We start from the raw sequence: 17,576 nt of genomic DNA, 5'->3' as shown, positions 1-17,576 counted from the left end.
ACTGGACAGCTTTACGCCATGCCAAGGGCCCCACTATTAGGGGGGCTGTCACGCGAAGCGTGACTGAGGGGTTTCGCCACCGATTGCAAAGAAGCTCCACCTTCACGGCGGAGCTTCTTTCTATTTCTTAGTCGATCGTCGTTTTTGTTCTGCCAATGCCGATCACTGCAGTTGTGATCTTTTTCCAGCTGCTGCAGCCGCACACGCCGTCCACCGTCAGGCTGGTGCGGCGCTGGTAGCCCCTCAGGGCTTCCTCGGTGCGGGTGCCGAACAGGCCGTCGATGCGGCTGCCGGTCTGGTAGCCCAGTGTGGAAAGTGCGTCCTGCAGGATCATCACATAGCAGCCCCGGCTCCCCCGCCGCAGGGTGGGGTAGCCCGCTGTGGTGCCGCTGCAGGCCGGGGTGCCGTAGCGGCGGTCAAAGTGCACCCATGTGGGGGTCTGGCTCAGGGGCTCCACATAGCCCCAGGCTCCGGTGGACCGGGCGGCCTTATAGATGGCTGTGCGCTGGCTCTGGGTCAGGCGCTGGCCCACATCAAAGGCCACGCCGGCGTAATGCTGGCTGCGGGTGCCGTGACCGCCCTCCCAGATGCGGCGGAAGGCATATCCCACCGGGATGCCCTTGCCGTACTTGCGGCGGGTCAGGTTCCAGGCCTCCATGGCGGCGATGGTCGTCCAGAGCACCGGGCTCCCCGATTTGCCCCGGAACTCCCGCAGTGTCAGGGTGCGCTCGGTGCTGTAAGGCATCGGGTCGTTTTCGTTCAGGCTGTTGTAGGTGTACACCTTGTTCTCATAGGCATCGTAGATCAGCAGCCGTGCCATCCGTCATCCCTCCTCGCATTCGCAGCTCTGGGCACGGAGCGCGGCCCAGGTCTCCTCGTTCACCGTGCCTGTTACCAGCAGGTCCGCCCGCTCCTGTGCTGCCCGGACCCCTTCTGTTTCCTTCGGGCCGAAGCGGAAGTTCTCGGTCACATAGTCCTCGCCGCAGTTCCGCATATAGCGTCCGTTGAGCCACTGTTCGATCTGCCCCACATCCGGGCCAACGCTCCCCTCTTTCATGGCGCGGCCAGGGTAAACATCGGCCTGCCCGGCATCTCGGTCAGGGTTGGGGGAAACGGCGGCCAGCTGCAGGCTCAGGGCCTCCACCGTCGTCCAGGTCTCTGCATCCGCGACCCCGGTTTCGGGCAGTTCCAGCAGGGCCTGTGCACTGCGGGTAGAGGCTGCCGTCTCGTCGGTATACCGGTCAGACAGGGGCGGGCTTTCCACGCTGTCGAAATAGTAGGCAATGCGCTGCAAAAGGAGGTTGTAGTAGAGCACCGCATTCCCTGTGGCCCCCACTGCCAGCGGTGTGCCCGGGTAAGGCAGGCGCTTCAGCGTGACCACCGGGCCGGACACCCGCAGGATGCTTGCTTTGCTGTAGAGCGAATTCCAGGTCGTGCGCCCTACTACACCGTCCACCGTCAGCTTCGCAAAGCGCTGGTAGGCCCGCACGGCATTCTCGGTCGCCGCACCGAAGCTGCCGTCGATAGAAACCACAGGGATGCTGCTCTCGTAAGCGCTCATCAGGTAGAGGTAGAACTGCAGCTCCCGCACTGCCGTTCCGGTGCTGCCCCGGCGCAGAATGCCCGGATACTCGCCGGGGCGCAGGCTGGCTGTGAGCAGCCGGTTGGCGATATCGTTGTAGACCTCATACAGCTTGTTCCAGGTCGTGCGGCCCACCACGCCGTCGCTGGTCAGGCCGAAGTAGCTCTGGAATCTCCGCACTGCCGCCGCCGTGCCTGCGCCGAATTTTCCATCCACGGTCAGGGTGTTCAGGCTGGGATACACCGTACGGGCGATCTTGAGCCAGAATTGCACCAGCCGGACGTTCTGCCCGCTGCTGCCCTGCCGCAGGGCCGTGCCCGGGTAGGCGTTGGGCCTGCCGTTGTCGGACTGGATGCTGCGGAACTGATTGTAGAGTTCTGTCCAGGTGGCGCGGCCCACCACACCGTCCACAGACAGGCCGTATCTTCGCTGGAAGGCCCGGACCGCACCGGCGGTGCCGCTGCCATACACGCCATCCACTGTCACGGAGGGGATGCTGCTCTCGTACTGGGCCAGAGTGTTCAACCAGAACTGCAGCTGCTCCACAGCGCTGCCGGAAGAACCGACGCGCAGGACGGTGCCGCCCCAGGTGCCGTCCGAGAGGGTGCCGGCGGCTGTTTCTCCCTCGCTGGTCAGCTCTGCAAGGTCTTTCACCGAAACATAGATATAGCTGATCTTATACCAGGTCTGCCGCCCCACCACGCCGTCAGCGGTCAGGTTGAACTGCTTCTGGAATCTCTTCACGGTCTCGGTCATCCTGCTGCCAAAGATCCCGTCCACGGTCAGCAGGCCAAGGAAGGGGTAATCCTTGGTGATGCGGTTCAGCTGCCGCTGCAGGGTGAACACCGCCGTGCCCCGGTCTCCCTGCCGGAGGGGGGAACCCGGATAGCTTCTGGGGATGGACTGGATGTTGCTGGTGCGGACGATCTCGATATCGCTGCCGTAATAGTACTTGAGGATGCTCAGGGCATTGCGGCCCTGATTTGCCAGCGTGACCGTGCCCCACTGCTTGAGCCCCGGGCAGGTAACGGACTTTCCGTCACAGTATTCGGAGTAGTAGGGATTCACGGTGCCGGTCTTGCGGATGTAGGTGTTGAAGATATCATCCGTCAGCTTTACCATCACATCGAACACGGTGCGGCCATGGACGTAATACTGGTCGTAGCTGGTGGAGTTGGTGATATTGAAGGTGTATCCCTTGCTGGGATACCACTCGGTGTAAATGCGGTTGAGCGCCAGCGAGATCTGGCAGTGGATGTTCGCTTTCAACGCTTCAATGGGCCAAGTGGGGTAGACCTCGCTGGAAGCCACATTGGCGATATAATCCCGGAAAGACACCGTCACGTTCCGGGCCGAGGCGGCGGGCCTGCCCAGATGGACCGTAATATTTTTGGGTACGATGACACGGTCCAGCACCCGGCTGCCGGTGCATGGATCGGTGGGAGCCGGGCCGCTGCCGCCGTTCCCCGCAAACAGAGCGTGGGTGGGGATGATCACAGGCGGGTCGACAATGTCTTTTCCCTCCTCAGTGTCCGGGATCATCTCAGGCCGGGCCAGCGTGACCTGCCCGGCAAAGATCTGGATGCCCTGGATGCGGACGGTGCGGTAGCCCGGCTTTCTGGCCGTCAGGCTGCACACGGCATAGGGCAGGGTCGTGGTGTTGTTCTCGTCCAGCGAGAGGGCGCAGGCCGGGGCACAGATGGCCACATCCTCGGCATTGCCCTCGGCATCGGTGATGCGGTGAGCCGTGAAGCCGCTGCCGGTGATCACAACAGTCACTCCCTCCACCGGAGCCGACTGCCGGGGCCGATAGGTCTGGATACGCAGGATGCCATTCATCATATAAAAAAACTCCTTTGCCGATCAGCTGATTCTCTTACAGCTTATTCCGCAAAGGAGCAGAGGGTGCATTTTTCAGTTGATGTAGCAGCGGTCCTGACCCACCAGCCAGTCCTCGCACAGGCGCTCGGCTTCTTCCACGCTGCGGCTCACACAGCGGAACAGCGCCCCGTTCAGCGAACAATAGGAGTAGCGGACTTTGGGCACACCGTTCGCATCCTTAAACTGTTCACAGCGTTCCTGCCCGGGCATCAGATAAAATGGTTCCATTTTCCACGCGCTCTCCTTGTTTTTGTCATGTTATGGCATTCTGCGGCACCGCCGCGCAACACCTTGCCTATTGTATCACCATCCGGCGGCAAAGGCTATTCGCCGATTGGACAAAAAGAACCGTGATTCTTCGGCCATGATTGCCATTGACAAGGTGTTTTTCGCATTCCGCTGCGGGCGCAGCGGTCGGCCCCACCCTTACACGACCATGCACCACAGCGGTGTGGTGATGAGGGAGAGCACCGTGGAGACCGCAACGCACTTGCTGGCAAAGGCGGAATCCCCGCCGTACTTTTCCGCCAGAACGGCGGTCACGCCGCCCATGGGCATGGCGGCCAGCACCACGGAAACACCGGTCACAAGGCTCTCCGCGCCGCAGAGCCTGCAGCCCAGCAGCACCGCCGCCGGGATGAGCCCCAGCCGGATGAGACAGTAGAGGAAGCAGTCCTTATCCCAGAGTTTGCCCATCCGGCTGCTGCCGATGATGGCACCGATCAGGATCATGGAAACACCCATGTTGCAATTGCTCAGGCTCTTGACAGTGCGGCCCAAAAAGCCGGGCAGCGGCAGCTGAGAGGCCATCAGCACCATGCCCACCACGACCGCCAGGATGCAGGGGTGGGTGAATGTTTTCCGCAGCACGGCCCTGCGCTCTGCCCGCATCTCCTCTTTGGAATCGGGCTTTTCGTCCTGCAGAAAGTAGCTCACGCCCACCGACCACATTGCCACACGCTGAGGGATGAGGTAGATGGAGCTGAGCAGCAGGCCGCTGCTGCCCCAGATGCCGTCCACCAGTGCGCTGCCCAGAAACGCACCGTTGGAGCAGACCGTGCCATACTGGTAAACGCTCCGCCTTGCAAAGGGCAGCCAGTTGTAGCCCAGGGCACACAGCACCACACAGCCGATCTGCAGCGCCAGCGAGATCACAAGGATCGATGCACTGCTCTTCAGCACATCCCAGCTGAACTCCACCAGAAACGACTGGATGATGTTCGCGGGCAGGATGACATTGATGAGCAGGTCGGTCAGGCACTTGCGTCCCTGCGCATTGATGATGCCCTTGCGGGCCAGAAAAAAGCCAATGAGGGTCAGCAGCGCAAGCTGGCCCTGCAATGTCAGCAGACTTGAAATTTCAGCCATGATTCCTCCTGTGTTTTGCACCAAAAAAGACTTCTTTGTCCAAAGTATAAGAAATCCGGCTGGGAAAAGCAAGGATTCCGATCAATTTTCAGCCCAGCGGCAGGTACACCACCGCTTTGGCACCGTGGGGGGTGTTCTGTCCGAACACTGCCCTGCCGCCATGGGCGGCGGCGATCTGCTGCACCACATACAGGCCAAGGATATGGGGTGCGTTTTCGGCAGGCTCCGCAGCGTTCAGCGCCGCCAGAACGGCAGGGGGATAGCCGATGCCGTCATCCGCTACGGTCAGGCAGAAGCGCTCCCCTACCTGCCGGGTGTGCACGGTAATGTTCACCGGCTTTGGGTTATGCCGGACGCTGTTGTTCATCAGGTTTTCCAGCAGCCGTGCCAGCAGCGCCTCATCCACCGAAAGCACCGTCTGCTCTGCTGGTTCTTCCTGTTCCAGCGTGATCTCGCAGCGCTCTGCCAGCGGGCTTTCGCAAAACTGCGCCACTAGCTGCCGGAACAGCGGCCCTGCCCGGAGGTCTTTCCGGCGCAGGGGTTGGGCACCGTATTCCAGCTTACTGGTCAGGTTCAGGTCATCAATGAGGGCACGGAGCTTTTCGCACTGAGTGCGGATGCCGGCCGCTTTCTGCCGGGAGCTGTCCGGCAAAAGTGCATCCTGTTCCAGCTGCTCCGCCCAGCCTAAGATCAGCGCCAGCGGGGTGCGCACGTCATGGCTGACCCCTGCGATCCACTGGGTGCGGGCGTTGTCCCGCCGGGAAAGCATCTCATTTTTGGCTTGCAGCTGCGCCCCGGTTTGGTTCAGCTTTTCTGCCAGTTCCCCGGCAAAACCATCGGTAGGCAGCCGGACGGTCTGCCCCTGCGCCAGAGCATCCAGACCGTTTGCCACGGTCTCCAGCCGCTTTGCCCCCCGCCAGCTCAGCCAGAAGCAGAGCACCAAACCCAGCAGCAGCAATCCCAGCGCTGCCGCCGGGAGCACCCGCACCATGCTCAGAGCAAAGTCCGGTGAGCTGTAAATGCTGTACTTCCACAGGCTCCCCTTTGGCAGCCCGATAACGAACAGCCCGTAGGGTTCTGTCCAGCAGAACACCGGGTAATCCGCCAGATACCAGCGGGCAAATTTGGCGATATCGCCGGGAGTGTAGGCATGGTTCAGTTCCTGCGGCAGGCCGTAGCTCCAGCGGATGTTTCCCACATCATCCAGCACCATCGCCCACTCGTAGCCGTTCATCCACTCCTGCGGGGTGCGTTCTGCCCCAAAGGCAAGCCCTTCGGCGGTCTCCACCATAGAATCCGCGATTTCGCTGGATGAATACTCCCGCTGCGGCAGGCGGCAGCCCTCCTGCCAGCCCAGCCAGCCCAGCACTGCAACACCGGAAAACAACAGCAGCAGAACAATGCCCACCGCCGCCAGCACATACCGCCGGATCAGGCGCACAAAGGTTTTCATGCTTCTTCCCCCTTTGTCAGCTTATAGCCAATGCCCCGCACCGTCCGCAGAAACTGCGGCGCACCGGGTTCGGCTTCCAGCTTCTCCCGCAGATGTCGGATATGTACCCCCAGACTGTTCTCGTAGCCATAGTAATCTGCGCCCCAGACCGCCGCACAAAGGGCATCGTAGGTAACGATGTGTCCCCGGTTCTCTGCCAATTTCCGCAGCAGCGCCAGCTCGGTAGCGGTCAGCGCCAGTGTTTTGCCCTCTGGCAGGGTAACAATGGCATCATTCAGGTCTACGCACCGCTCCCCCAGCTGCAAAGGTGCCGGTTTTGTACGGGACAGCTCTGCCCGGTACGCCCGCTGCAAAATATGCTGCACCCGCAGCAGCAGTTCCTGCATCAGAAAAGGCTTGGTCAGGTAGTCATCTGCGCCAAGACCCAGCCCGAACAGACGGTCGGCATCCGCATCCCGTGCGGAGAGGAACAGCGCCGGAACGTCCGCTTTTGCCCGCAGCGCCCGGAACAGCGAAAATCCATCCCCATCCGGCAGGTTGATATCCAGGATCATCAGCTCCGGCTGCTCTGCCGCAAAACAGGCGCGGGCAGCGGTGCAGCTTTGGGCAGTTCTGATATGGCCATATCCTGCGCCCCGCAGCTGCTCACACAGCAGTGCCAGCAGCTCGGCGTTGTCGTCCACAAGCAGGAGCTTTGCATCATAAATGGTATCCATAAGGGCAGTTCTCCTTTCCCGCCTTTACTATACCACACTTTTCGCGCCGCAGCGGAAAACGCCTGCAAATTTAAGGGTAAATTAAGCTGCGCTTCCGGTCAGTTTAAGGCAGCGGGTGTATTCTGGCATCGTTCCGAAAACCGTGAATGCGAAAGGAGACCATTTATGAAACCTGTGATCGAGACCCATGCCCTTTGCAAAAGCTACCATGGCCGTCCGGTGGTGGATCATTTGAACCTGACTGTCCCGGAGGGCTGTGTCTACGGCTTTTTAGGCCCCAACGGTGCGGGCAAATCCACCACCATGAAGATGCTGCTGGGGCTTGTACACCCCACCGGCGGCAGTGTGGAACTGCTGGGGCACACCCTGAACGAAGCAAACCGCATTGCCCTGCTGCGGCAGACCGGCAGTCTGATCGAATCCCCCTCCGGTTACCTGCACCTGACCGCCCGGGAAAACCTTTCCATCGTGGCTGACCTGAAGGATGTGGACCGAAAGGACATCAGCCGGGTGCTGGAGATCGTGCACCTGACCAAAGACGCTGACCGGAAGGTGGGGCAGTACTCCCTTGGCATGAAACAGCGGCTGGGCATTGCCATGGCGCTGCTGGGCAGCCCCAAACTGTTGATTTTAGATGAACCCACCAACGGTCTGGACCCGGCAGGCATTCAGGAGATGCGCAGTCTGATTGCTTCCATGCCGCAGACCACCGGAGCCACCGTGCTGATCTCCAGCCACCTGCTGGGCGAGATCGAGCAGATGGTGGATCAGGTGGGCATCCTGAACCACGGCAGGCTGCTGTTCGAGGGTTCTCTGCAGCAACTGCAAAAGCACAGCCGGGGCGGCATTCTGCTGCGGGTGCTGGACGCACCCAAAGCCGCTGCCGTTCTGCAGCAGCAGGGAGTAAAAGCCGCTGCACCGGCAGATCAGCCGGACACCCTGCAGCTGCCCCCGCTGCCGGACGAAGCGCTGGCGGCACTGGTCTGCACCCTTGCCGAAAGCGGCGTGGGCGTGGTTGGACTGACTGCACAGACAAAGAGCCTTGAGGACATCTTCCTCAGCCTGACCCAGACCAGCGGGGAGGTGGCGTAAGATGGCAGCTTTCCGTGCAGAACTGCAAAAAGCCCACCGTCGGCACGACCTTGCTCTCTGCCTGCTCATCCCCGGCATTGTCGTGCTATGGGTGGGCGGCCTTGCCCCAGCTGACCCGGAGGAGCTCGCCAACGGTTACAGCGCCCTGCTTTACAGCCTGCCCGTCATTGAAGCCATTCTGATGCCGGTGATGATGGCAGTGCTGGCCTCCCGGCTGTGGGATATGGAGATCAAAGGCAACACCACAAAGCTGCTCTACACCCTGCAGAGCCGCCGCAGCCTGTTTGCAGGCAAGTCGGTCTTTGGAGTGCTGGAAGTTCTTCTGGTCACGGTGCTGGAGCTGGCCTGTGTTCCGGTGCTGGGGCGTGTCCATGGTTATACCGAAGCCTTTCCCACTGGGCAGCTATGCTATCTGTTCGTCTGCACACTGGCTGTGGACGCAATGCTCTTCTTTGGAGAATTTCTGCTGATGCTGTGGGTGGGCAATCCCCTGCCGGCGCTCTGCGTGGGCATCGTCGGGGCACTGGTGGGGCTGTTTTCTGCTTTTATGCCGCCGCTTGCCAGTTACTTTGTGCCCTTTGGGTACTACATCCCTCTGAGCGCCTACGAAGTGGCGAACTGGGATAAGGCTACCCACACCGTCACCTACGGCACACGCCCCTTCAACTGGGTGCTGCTGGCCTTCACCCTTGCGCTGGGCGCTGTGCTGTTTGCCCTTGCGTGGCGCAAGGTACAGGACGAGACCTGCTAATAAAAGTCAAGTCCTAAAACAAGAAAATTCGCTAAACAACCGCTGCCCATGACAAACAGCATTCAAATGCTGTTCAAAACACAGCGAGGGCGACGGAGGGGATAGCAAAGCAAGCCCAGCCAGCCCTCGCAAAATCAGGATAGCATTTGAATGCTTCGGTTTGTCAAGGGTTCGCTGCGCCAGCTAGGTAGTTCTTTGGATTTAGCTCAGGCTCAAGAGGGGTTATGTCCTAAAAACAAATATCCATGCTTACTGTGAGCATTCAGAGTCCATTACAGCTTTCACTCTAGCATAGTAGATTCGTAAGAACTTGTTGGCCGAAGCCATCATGTAGACTTTGTAGGGTTTTCCTTCAGAACGCTTTTTGTTCATGAACTGAAAAACAGGTTCATCCTGTGGCTGTGTTTGCAAAATAACGGTCATAATTAGAAAAAGCGTCCTACGCAAAACGGCAGAACCAACTTTACTGATTCCTTTGTCGTTTCCCATTATCTTGCCGGAGTCGTTCGGCTGAGGTTCGATTCCAGCAAAAGCAATGAGAGATTTCTTGGAGGAGAAGCGGCGGACGTCTCCAATCTCAGCCATCAACTGAGGACCGAGAGAAGGGCCAACGCCGTACATTTCCATCACGGTATCAAATTCAGGAAGCTGTTGAGAAAGACGGAGCATCTCCTGCTGGAATGCAGCCACTGACTTAGAGACAGCTTTAAGTTGAGCAACCTGTTGCTGAATAAGGAGTTTTGAAGTTGGAGATTTCGGAAGAGAAGTTGCATTGACAGCACAGGAATAGATCTCATCCGATTTTGAGCGAGTGAAATTGTATCTATGCTTCTGACACCATTTCAGATATTTCTTAGCAAAAGCATCCGCGGAAAGGCTTGAAACACACCCGCTGTGCCAGAATTCTCCAATAAAATCGACCCATTTTTCACATCCATTGCTCTTTGCAGGGCTTGAAAATAAATTATTTGCATCCGGAAAGGTCAGGTCAAGAGATGAAATCAGATTATTCTTCAGCATAGTACGAATCGCTACGGCCTGCTGGTACTGGCGATAACAATTCTTCAAAGCCAGCCGGGCCTCATCTTCTGGAAGATACTGCCGCAGCCGTGTCCACTTGTCGAGCGTATAATTGGCGATTTTAACAGCGTCCTTCTTATCTGTCTTAACGCGCCTTAAACTGTTGTTATCGTAGTCATGAATTAGAACAGGATTGACTACGGAAACAAATAAACCCGCATTGTGTAAAACGAAAGCAACTGGTTTGTGGTAATTCCCGGTGGCTTCCAGAACAACGCGGGTCTCTCCGTCCAGAGCTTTGAGCTTCCCAGCCAGATCGTTCAGGTTCTGGGCGGTATGTAAAACTTCAAAGGGTTCGAGTACCACTTCTCCGAAGGAACGCATAACACAAACCATGCTCTTTCCTTTGGAAACGTCAATGCCTACTGCGTTCATGATTTTTCCTCCATTATTTTGTATTTGCAACTGGAATCCATCTTTTACTCGTTGCCGATTCAATCTATTGGGTGACACGAGCGCTCCGCTTGGCGGTGGCTCAACCTGCTTAAAACGAATGCTACAACAAGAGAGATGTCTAACTGTCTCGTCAGCGGACGTGAAAGCCCAGGGAGGTGAACGTTAGCCGATTACTCTCTTATTGTAGCTTAGGAACGAGCTGGAATGGAATATGACTGGCTGCCATATCCGGTTCCAAATATATTGTAATAGGAGGTATAAAACCATGCTGAAACGCTGTATTCTTGCGGAGAACCGCAAACTCCACGCATCCCCCATCTGGGCAATGTTCTTTGTGCTGCCTATTCTTTCAGCCACCTACGGCACCTTCAATTATCTGCAAAATCTTGAGATTCTCACCGACGGCTGGTATAGCCTGTGGACCCAGCACACCCTGTTTTATTCCATGCTCTTCTTCCCTGCCATGGTAGCCACCTATGCTGCCTACCTGTGGCGGCTGGAACATCTGGGGCACAACTGGAACCTGATCATGGCAAGCCCCATACCGCCGCTGGACCTGTTTGCCGCAAAGTTTGCGGTGGTGACAAAGCTGGCGCTGCTGACCCACGGCTTTGTGTTTGCGCTGTTCGTGTTCTGCGGCAAGGTATTTGCCCATCTGCCCGGGCTGCCGCCGGTCACCCTACCTCTGTTTTTGCTGCGGGGACTGCTGGGTGCGCTGGCTGTTATTGCCGCACAGCTGGTGCTGGCCATGGTCATCCGCAGCTTTGCCGTGCCCATTTTTCTGGGGCTGCTGGGCGGCATTACCGGCATCTTTATCAGCTCCAAAGGCTTTGGAATCCTGTGGCCCTATTCCCTGATGCAGCTGGGTATGAACTCCAACAAAAGTGCGGATGCTCTGGCGGGCAGCTACGGGCTGTTTGCCTTCAGCTGCATCTTCTGGCTGGGGACGATGTTCCTTCTGGCATGGCTGATTTTACGCCGGAAGGATATGCGGGCATAGCACAAAGGGGAGAGCACCTTCACGGTTGCCCTCCCCTTTTTTCAGCTGTTCAGCTGCTGCATGATCTTCCTGACCTCGCTGCTGGAGTATCCCTCCTTGAGCAGCTGGGTGCGGATGGCCGTATCACTGCGGCCCTGACTGCGCATCCTCGCCGCGCTGTACGGCACGGTGCCCCCGCTGGAAACGCCGCTTTTGCCCACCTTCAGGCCGGTGTCACCCGTCAGGCTGCCGCGCTTCGCCGCTGCATCGGCGCTGGCTTTTTCGGCAGTCCGGCTGGCCTTTTCCTGCTTGGCTGCCCACTGGCTCTTGCTCAGGTCCAGCCGCTCTGCCGCAAGGGCATTGCTGACCTGCTGCTGGCGGAGTTTGTCCTGATATTCCTGCTGCGCCTGCTCGTTTTTGTACTGCTGCTGTGCCAGCTCATCCTGCCGCAGCTGCTCCTGCATTTTCTGCTTCCACGCCGTGTCGGCCCGTTCGGCTTCATAGGCGCGGTTGCCTGCATAGATGTTGTACCCGGTGTTCAGCAGGCTGCCTGCCATGCTGCCCAGACCCGTGGTGCCGGTGATGGCCAGCTGGGCCGCATCGCCCAGAAGGCCCAGCACGGTCATCACATTGTTGAATCCCTGCTGGCGGCGGGCCGCCTCCTGCTGTTCCTGTGCTGCGTAGTAGCCGTACAGGCTGTCCAACTGGCCCAGATAATCCTGATAGCGCCCGTAATCCTGGGTATAAGCCGTGTTGTAGGCATTGCCCTTTTGTTCCAGCTGGGTGTAGTAATCCGCCAGCTCCCGCTCATACTTCTGCTGGGCATTCTGCTCCTGCCCGTTCAGCTGGTCGATCTGCTCCACCAAGGCATCGCCGCCGCTCTGGTAGGTATCCAGCGCCAGCCGGTACAGCGTGGGGATGGCCTCGCTCAGTGCACCGATCTGCTGCTGGTATGCCTGCCGGGCCGCACTGGCCGCGTAGCTGGAACCATAGCCGCCGGTCAGGGCAGCGGCCTGCGCCGCCGCGTCAGCACTGGCGTTCTGGGCATTCTGGGTGTACAGCTGGGCGTACTGGCGGTACAGTGGGTCGGCACCATAGCTGTAACTGAATTCCTTCCGGTCCAGCAGATCCTCCATCAGGCCGTCAATGCGGCCCTGATAGGCGCTCTCGTAATCGCCGGGGCGGTTGGCCTGCCACTGCTTCAGGTCGCTGGCCGCGTCCGTCACCTCCTGCGAGGGCCGGTACTCTGCCGAAGCCAGCGCGTGTTCCACATCCTGCCGGTTTTTCAGCCCGCCTGTGGTGTACTCCTGCTTCTTTTTCTCGCTCATGTCTCCTCCTTTCCCAAACTGCCGGAAAGCCTGCCCCGCAGCTCCTCCGAGAAATTCTCGGTGTCCAGATTGCAGAGCACATACTGCAATTGCTCCTGCATCTGGTACAGATAATTCCGCAGGGCCCGGGCATCCTCCGGGTCCATATTCTCACTCAGCCTGGGCAGGCCGATCTTGCCCAGGCCCGCAATGCTTGCCATGGTTCATCCCTCCAGTTCCATCCAGTTTCCCTTTGCCCCGCTGAAGGTCTTGGCCAGGCTCCGCAGGGTGATCTGCCCATAGCCCCACAGCCGCAGCCGGAGCGAGGCGCACCGCCGGGGCACAAGGTGCAGATCACAATTGCGGCGCGGCCCCTCCACTGTCAGGGCGGCGGCGTTCTCCCAGGGGCCGCCGTCATAGCTCACTTCCACAGTTACCCGGCTCCTGCAGGCGGCATCCAGCCGCAGCGTCAGCCGGGAGAGGTACCGCTCCTCGGGGCTGTCCAGCCCCAGATCTCCGGTGGTCAGGGCAAACTCCACGCCCTGTTCCGTTTCCTCGCTTCTCTGCCCTGCCGCTTCCCGGCTGGGGTCAGCGGCCCAGAGCGCCCGGCCATCCCAGAGATAGAGCTGTCCGCCGGTGCTGGCCATCTCAAAGGAGCAAACATCCTCCTCGTGCCAGAGACCCCGCTCGGTATCATAGACCAGCAGACGCACCTCGTTTTCCCGGCTGACATGCAGATAATACCGGCCATCCAGCGCGCCGCCCACAGCCTGCTTCACATTGGCAAGCCGCCCGGCATCCAGCGCCGCCGACACCTTGGCCGGGATGCTGCCGTCCCACGCCATCACGCCGTCGGGCGAGAGATAGTACAGCGTCTCGTTCAGCACGCAGAGACTGCGGGCCGCGTTTCTGGCCACGCCCCGGCAGCGCAGGGAGCTGAGCTGGAAATCCGAGGGCTTGGAGCCGTAGAGCTTGTGCAGGGTGTTTTCCTTGAAGAACAGTGCATAGCCCATGCAGGTGGCCGCGCCGGTAAAGGGGCCGTCGCTGCCCACGGTCACGGCATAGCTGTCTGCCGCGATGCCCCGGTAGGAGAACCAGTTGGTGGGGTCGCCCAGCTTGCAGGCGTAGATGACATTCTCGCTGCTGGAACAGCCCCACACCCGGTTGTCGCACTCGGTCAGGTACTCAAGGTCGGGCACCCGGCGCTCCACCTTCACACCCTCCGTCGGGAAATACTCTTCCCGCTGTGTGCCGTCCATGCTCACCCAGACAGCACTGCTGCCATTGTGGACAAGCCTGCCGTAAAAGTGTTCGCCGCCCGGGTCAGCCCGCAGGCGCAGGGTGGTCTCGGTCACACCGTACACGATACGGTCGCCGTCCAGCCCGGCCCACTGGCCTGCCTGTTCAGCCCCCGTACCGGTCAGGGTCACGGTATCCCACACCCGGAACTCCGCCCCGATGCCCTCAGCGGTCACAAGGCAGTAGTCCAGCGGGATCACCGTCCAGTTGCCCGAAGCCTCGCTGTACACCTCCAGCGTATTCTCTGCGGAATAGGGCTTGTCCGGCTCGTTCAGCTTCAGAAACAGCTGGCCGTCCTGCGGGTGTTCCGGCTCCTTCGTGCCCTTGTCCTTCACCTCGTAGGTATTCCCCGAAGCATCACAGGGTGCAAAGCTCACGCTCAGGCTTCCCGCCTCCCAGGCAGCACCCAGCGGAGCCGCACTGCCGTCGGCCGTATCGAACGCCACCTTGTCCGGGAAGATCAGGATCTTTGTTCCGATGCCCACCATCGTCTTGCGGCTGTCTGCCACGGCATTTTTCACGGTGACGGGCTGGGCCGGGGCCTCGTCCGGGGTATAAACCAGGTCCTGCCCGCAGACGGTCAGCAGACCGTTCAGGTGATACATCCCGTTCAGCCCGGCCAGTTCCTGCAGCCTGCGGCGGGGCAGCCGGGTGCTCAGGGCCGGGAAATCCCGGGCCGAAAAATTCATTCCCCCGCTGTACTCAGCCTCGGTGCAGCCGTAGGTCTCGTTCAGGCCGCCAAAGGCCCGCAGCAGATCCCGGGTATTCTTCACACCGGTCCGATTTGTCAGAAGCATCCACTTTCCTCCCTTTCACCACCGCCACTGCGCACCGCGCTTCGGCTTTGCCCGCCGCCGCAGCCAGGCGCTCAGCTCGGCCAGAATGCTGTTATACCGGGCCTGCTCCCCGGCGTAACGTTCCGTCTCGCCCAGGGCAGCATCCAGCTTTGCGCAGAGGTAATGCGGGTAGAGCGCATCAAAAGGTACGGGTACCAGCAGCTCTACGGCATCGTCCAGACCGCCCTCCGCAGGCCAGGCAAGGTCTGCCCCCACTCCGGCCCGCAGCCCGCAGCCGGAGAACAGCAGGGCCCGCAGCATCCCGTCCTCCTCACAGAGCCAGCGCTGCCGGGTGCAGCTGTCCACCTTGCAGCCCGGCCGCAGTTCCTCGGCCCGTTCCAGAGCCTGTCCCACTGTCATGCTCTCACCCCGCGATCTTCTCGGCGGCGGCAATGCGGGCAGCGGTGCGCTCATCCTGCACCTGGCTGTGCTCCAGCACCTCTGCCACCTCGGGCGGCACTTCCACCTCCACGCCCCGGCGGATCTTATAGCTCACGCCGTTCACGCTCACAAACAGGTCGCCCTTGTACCGGCTGTTGTCCTTGAACAGCCGGATTCTTACGTTTTTCTTGTCCATTTTTCATCCTTTCTGCCCTCTGTCGCAGGGGCACTGCCTTTTACGCCTCGCCTGGTCTCGTCATCCAGCAGGGCTTGCCCGGTTTGCCAAGGGCTCCCCTACTGGGGGAGCTGGCGCGAAGCGCCTGAGAGGTTCAGTTGGCACTCGCATTCTCCGAATAACTGGATACGCTCTCAATGCGCACCATGTACTGCTCCACCAGACGCTCGGCGGCGCGCATTCCCTTCCAGCCCACGGAAGCGCGCTGGTTCAGCGGGTCGTCGCCATAGCCCAGCTGCTTGACGATGTGTTCCAGGCCGCCGCCCTCCAGCTCGGTCACACCGTAGGCATGGGCACCCAGCACCAGCGTGCCGAACACGGCCAGACCGCTGGGGCAGGTGGTGTCCTTCCAGATCTTGGCCTCGCTGGTCTCCACAAAGCGGATATTGCCCAGCTTGCCGATCTCGCCGCGGTACATGGTCTCAGGGTCGGCATACTTGTGCGCCTCAATGAATTCCCTGCAGGTCTTCAGGTCATAGGCGGCATAGGGGTGGATGATGGCAATGTAGCTGTCACCGATGGGGTCCGCGTTCATGGCACCCAGCTGCGCCGCCGCCCGGAAGAACAGCTTCGGGGTCAGGGTGCAGGTCTTGTCCAGCTCCTTGCGGCTCTTCACCTCCGTTTCGGTGCCGTCTGCATTCTGCTTGGGAGCATACAGCACATTGGTGCCGCCCGCCAGCACATCACGGGTGATGCTGTCCATGGTGCGGCCCGCCTGGCTTGCCAGCACACGGGTGGCCTGCACCACATTGTTGTCGATGGCGGTCATCTGCAGCACGTCAGTCAGCGGGGTCCAGCCGCCATACTGGTGCAGGTCGCTGGTGATGGTGGTCACGTTCAGAGCCTGACCGTCCGGGGTCACGCCCTCGGTCAGCGGAGTGGAAGCCTTGGGCAGGCTGTCGTACTTGCGGAACTCGATGGTCTTGCCGCCGTTCTGGGGCACAGGATAGTAATCCGCAAACTGGTCATGCACCAGCCGGGGCTCTGCCTGGTCGATGAGGCGCTTCTCGTAGAAGGTCTTCATCTCCGGGGTCATGGTGGTGGTGGAGTTCAGGGGAGTTTCGGCAAACAGCTGAATGTTGAAGTTGTTCATAGTCATTATCCTTTCTTTCATTGATTTCAAGCTCCCCCTTCGGGGGAGCTCCGCAAGACGCTGGCAAAGCCAGACCGAAGCGGTGAGAGGGTTTTCCCTCAAAAACTGATCTTTGCGCCATGGAGCGCCTGACGTTCCAGCGCTTCCCGCTGGCTGCGGGTCATCCGGTTCACATCCGCACCGGTCACGGCAGCGCTGCCGGGGTGGGTGCCGTTTTCAGCAGGGCGTGCCCCGCGCTGGCGGATGCGCTCCACCACGCCCTGCTCCACGGTGCGGGCAGTCTGGCGCATGGCATCCCCGTAGTGGGCCAGCCGGTAGGCATCCAGCATCCGCATCCCGGGCAGCTGCATCAGGCGGCGCATCTCGGGGTCTGCCAGCTCCTTTTGCAGGGAAAACTCCGGCACCGCCCGGCGCATCATGGCCTCCTCGGCAGCCCAGCGCCGGTGCAGGGCATCCACAGCCTGGCTTCCCGGGAAACGTTTTGGCAGCGCGGGGCGGGGCGGTTCCTGTTCCTGCCCTTCTTCCGCCTTGACCGGTTCGGTCTCTTTCACCTCCTTCTCCCCCTCCGGGGCGGTCGTCTCCTGCTTTGCGTCCGCTTTCTCACCGGGCTTCAGGGTACCCGATGCCACAGCCTGCTGCTCCTGGGCCGCGCTCAGGGCAGGAGCAGCCGCTTCGCCGCCGTCAGCAAACAGCTGCAGGTCCATCATCTCCTGCTTGCCCCGGGCACTCCGGTCGGCAAAGCGTACATTGTCCGGGTAGCGCTCGGCCAGCAGGGCAAAGCCCGCCTTGGCCAGCTCAAAGGCTCCCTCGACCCATGCGGTACAGGGCCGGGCAGCAGTCACCGTCAGGCGGGGGCCATCTGGCTCGTCAAAAGCATCGCTGTGGGCGTTTTCCTCGCCCGCCAGCAGGCTGACCAGTGCCTGCATCAGGGTGCTGACACCGGCGCACACGATATCCTGCCCTGCCGGGGCATAGCCTGCATGGCCCGCCGCCTCCAGACGCATGGCCGGGCCGTAAGGGCCGTCCAATTCCGTATAATTCACCTTGATCATTTCTGCCTCCTTCTCATGTAAAACCTCTCCGTCACCTGCGGTGACACCTCCCCTCATAGGGGAGGCAAGCCAGTA

The 17,576-nt window shown here is 60.3% G+C and carries 17 protein-coding genes; 3 read left to right on the top strand and 14 right to left on the bottom strand.

Translation table 11 applies throughout. The features are described from left to right. Nucleotides 1-127: 127 nt before the first annotated feature. The 6 genes from J3352_RS03790 to J3352_RS03765 all read right to left on the bottom strand — a co-directional run bounded on the left by J3352_RS03790 (nucleotide 128) and on the right by J3352_RS03765 (nucleotide 7,000). The gene (locus tag J3352_RS03790; RefSeq protein ID WP_156065567.1) at nucleotides 128-820 is read right to left on the bottom strand and encodes a peptidoglycan-binding protein; all 693 of its coding nucleotides are present in this window, start codon (nucleotides 818-820) and stop codon (nucleotides 128-130) included. Nucleotides 821-823: 3 nt separating this feature from the next. Continuing rightward, nucleotides 824-3,424: a peptidoglycan-binding protein gene (locus J3352_RS03785; protein WP_156065569.1), complete on the bottom strand. Its 2,601-nt coding sequence runs from the start codon at nucleotides 3,422-3,424 to the stop codon at nucleotides 824-826. Nucleotides 3,425-3,496: 72 nt separating this feature from the next. Next, the gene (locus J3352_RS03780; RefSeq protein WP_005931230.1) at nucleotides 3,497-3,691 is read right to left on the bottom strand and encodes a DUF3873 family protein; all 195 of its coding nucleotides are present in this window, start codon (nucleotides 3,689-3,691) and stop codon (nucleotides 3,497-3,499) included. A 198-nt stretch (nucleotides 3,692-3,889) separates the two neighbouring features. Continuing rightward, nucleotides 3,890-4,831 (bottom strand): AEC family transporter, encoded by a 942-nt coding sequence (locus tag J3352_RS03775; protein WP_156065571.1) that lies wholly within the window; start codon nucleotides 4,829-4,831, stop codon nucleotides 3,890-3,892. 88 nt (nucleotides 4,832-4,919) lie between these two features. Then, nucleotides 4,920-6,284, bottom strand: a complete 1,365-nt coding sequence (locus J3352_RS03770; RefSeq protein WP_156065573.1) for a sensor histidine kinase KdpD — start codon at nucleotides 6,282-6,284, stop codon at nucleotides 4,920-4,922. Further along, nucleotides 6,281-7,000 carry a response regulator transcription factor gene (locus J3352_RS03765; RefSeq protein WP_156065575.1) on the bottom strand — a complete coding sequence of 240 codons (720 nt, stop codon included), beginning with the start codon at nucleotides 6,998-7,000 and terminating at the stop codon, nucleotides 6,281-6,283. The genes J3352_RS03770 and J3352_RS03765 overlap by 4 nt, the downstream gene beginning before the upstream one ends. Nucleotides 7,001-7,165: 165 nt before the next feature. Here J3352_RS03765 and J3352_RS03760 point away from each other — a divergent pair, with 165 nt between their 5' ends. Further along, nucleotides 7,166-8,092, top strand: a complete 927-nt coding sequence (locus tag J3352_RS03760) for an ABC transporter ATP-binding protein (RefSeq protein ID WP_120021016.1) — start codon at nucleotides 7,166-7,168, stop codon at nucleotides 8,090-8,092. A gap of 1 nt (nucleotide 8,093) precedes the next feature. Further along, a complete protein-coding gene (locus J3352_RS03755) occupies nucleotides 8,094-8,843 on the top strand; it encodes an ABC transporter permease (RefSeq protein WP_156065577.1) in 750 nt (249 codons plus the stop codon). A 249-nt stretch (nucleotides 8,844-9,092) separates the two neighbouring features. On the opposite strand, the gene J3352_RS03750 is transcribed toward J3352_RS03755, so the two are convergent. Then, nucleotides 9,093-10,298, bottom strand: coding sequence for an IS110 family transposase (locus tag J3352_RS03750; protein WP_005931251.1), 1,206 nt, complete (start codon nucleotides 10,296-10,298; stop codon nucleotides 9,093-9,095). A gap of 286 nt (nucleotides 10,299-10,584) precedes the next feature. On the opposite strand from J3352_RS03750, the gene J3352_RS03745 reads away from it, so the two are divergent. Beyond that, nucleotides 10,585-11,319 carry an ABC transporter permease gene (locus tag J3352_RS03745; protein ID WP_156065579.1) on the top strand — a complete coding sequence of 245 codons (735 nt, stop codon included), beginning with the start codon at nucleotides 10,585-10,587 and terminating at the stop codon, nucleotides 11,317-11,319. Between the two features lie 41 nt (nucleotides 11,320-11,360). On the opposite strand, the gene J3352_RS03740 is transcribed toward J3352_RS03745, so the two are convergent. From J3352_RS03740 to J3352_RS03710, 7 genes are all read right to left on the bottom strand, one after another. After that, nucleotides 11,361-12,626, bottom strand: coding sequence for a cell envelope biogenesis protein TolA (locus tag J3352_RS03740; protein ID WP_156065581.1), 1,266 nt, complete (start codon nucleotides 12,624-12,626; stop codon nucleotides 11,361-11,363). Next, nucleotides 12,623-12,826, bottom strand: a complete 204-nt coding sequence (locus J3352_RS03735) for a hypothetical protein (protein ID WP_005931258.1) — start codon at nucleotides 12,824-12,826, stop codon at nucleotides 12,623-12,625. The genes J3352_RS03740 and J3352_RS03735 overlap by 4 nt, the downstream gene beginning before the upstream one ends. A 3-nt stretch (nucleotides 12,827-12,829) precedes the next feature. After that, complete coding sequence (locus tag J3352_RS03730) at nucleotides 12,830-14,701, bottom strand: hypothetical protein (RefSeq protein ID WP_156065583.1); 1,872 nt, start codon at nucleotides 14,699-14,701, stop codon at nucleotides 12,830-12,832. 15 nt (nucleotides 14,702-14,716) lie between these two features. Beyond that, entirely contained in the window at nucleotides 14,717-15,100 is a 384-nt protein-coding gene (locus tag J3352_RS03725; RefSeq protein WP_117535737.1) for a hypothetical protein, read from the bottom strand. 4 nt (nucleotides 15,101-15,104) lie between these two features. After that, nucleotides 15,105-15,317: a hypothetical protein gene (locus J3352_RS03720; protein WP_097770405.1), complete on the bottom strand. Its 213-nt coding sequence runs from the start codon at nucleotides 15,315-15,317 to the stop codon at nucleotides 15,105-15,107. Between the two features lie 133 nt (nucleotides 15,318-15,450). Next, nucleotides 15,451-16,449: a N4-gp56 family major capsid protein gene (locus J3352_RS03715; RefSeq protein WP_082210765.1), complete on the bottom strand. Its 999-nt coding sequence runs from the start codon at nucleotides 16,447-16,449 to the stop codon at nucleotides 15,451-15,453. A 98-nt stretch (nucleotides 16,450-16,547) separates the two neighbouring features. Then, complete coding sequence (locus J3352_RS03710) at nucleotides 16,548-17,501, bottom strand: ribosomal-processing cysteine protease Prp (protein WP_097773541.1); 954 nt, start codon at nucleotides 17,499-17,501, stop codon at nucleotides 16,548-16,550. Nucleotides 17,502-17,576: the final 75 nt, after the last annotated feature.

Source organism: Faecalibacterium sp. Marseille-Q4164 (genome assembly GCF_017377545.1).
Lineage (GTDB): Bacteria > Bacillota > Clostridia > Oscillospirales > Ruminococcaceae > Faecalibacterium > Faecalibacterium duncaniae.
This window is presented reverse-complemented; position numbering and strand designations above follow the sequence as displayed.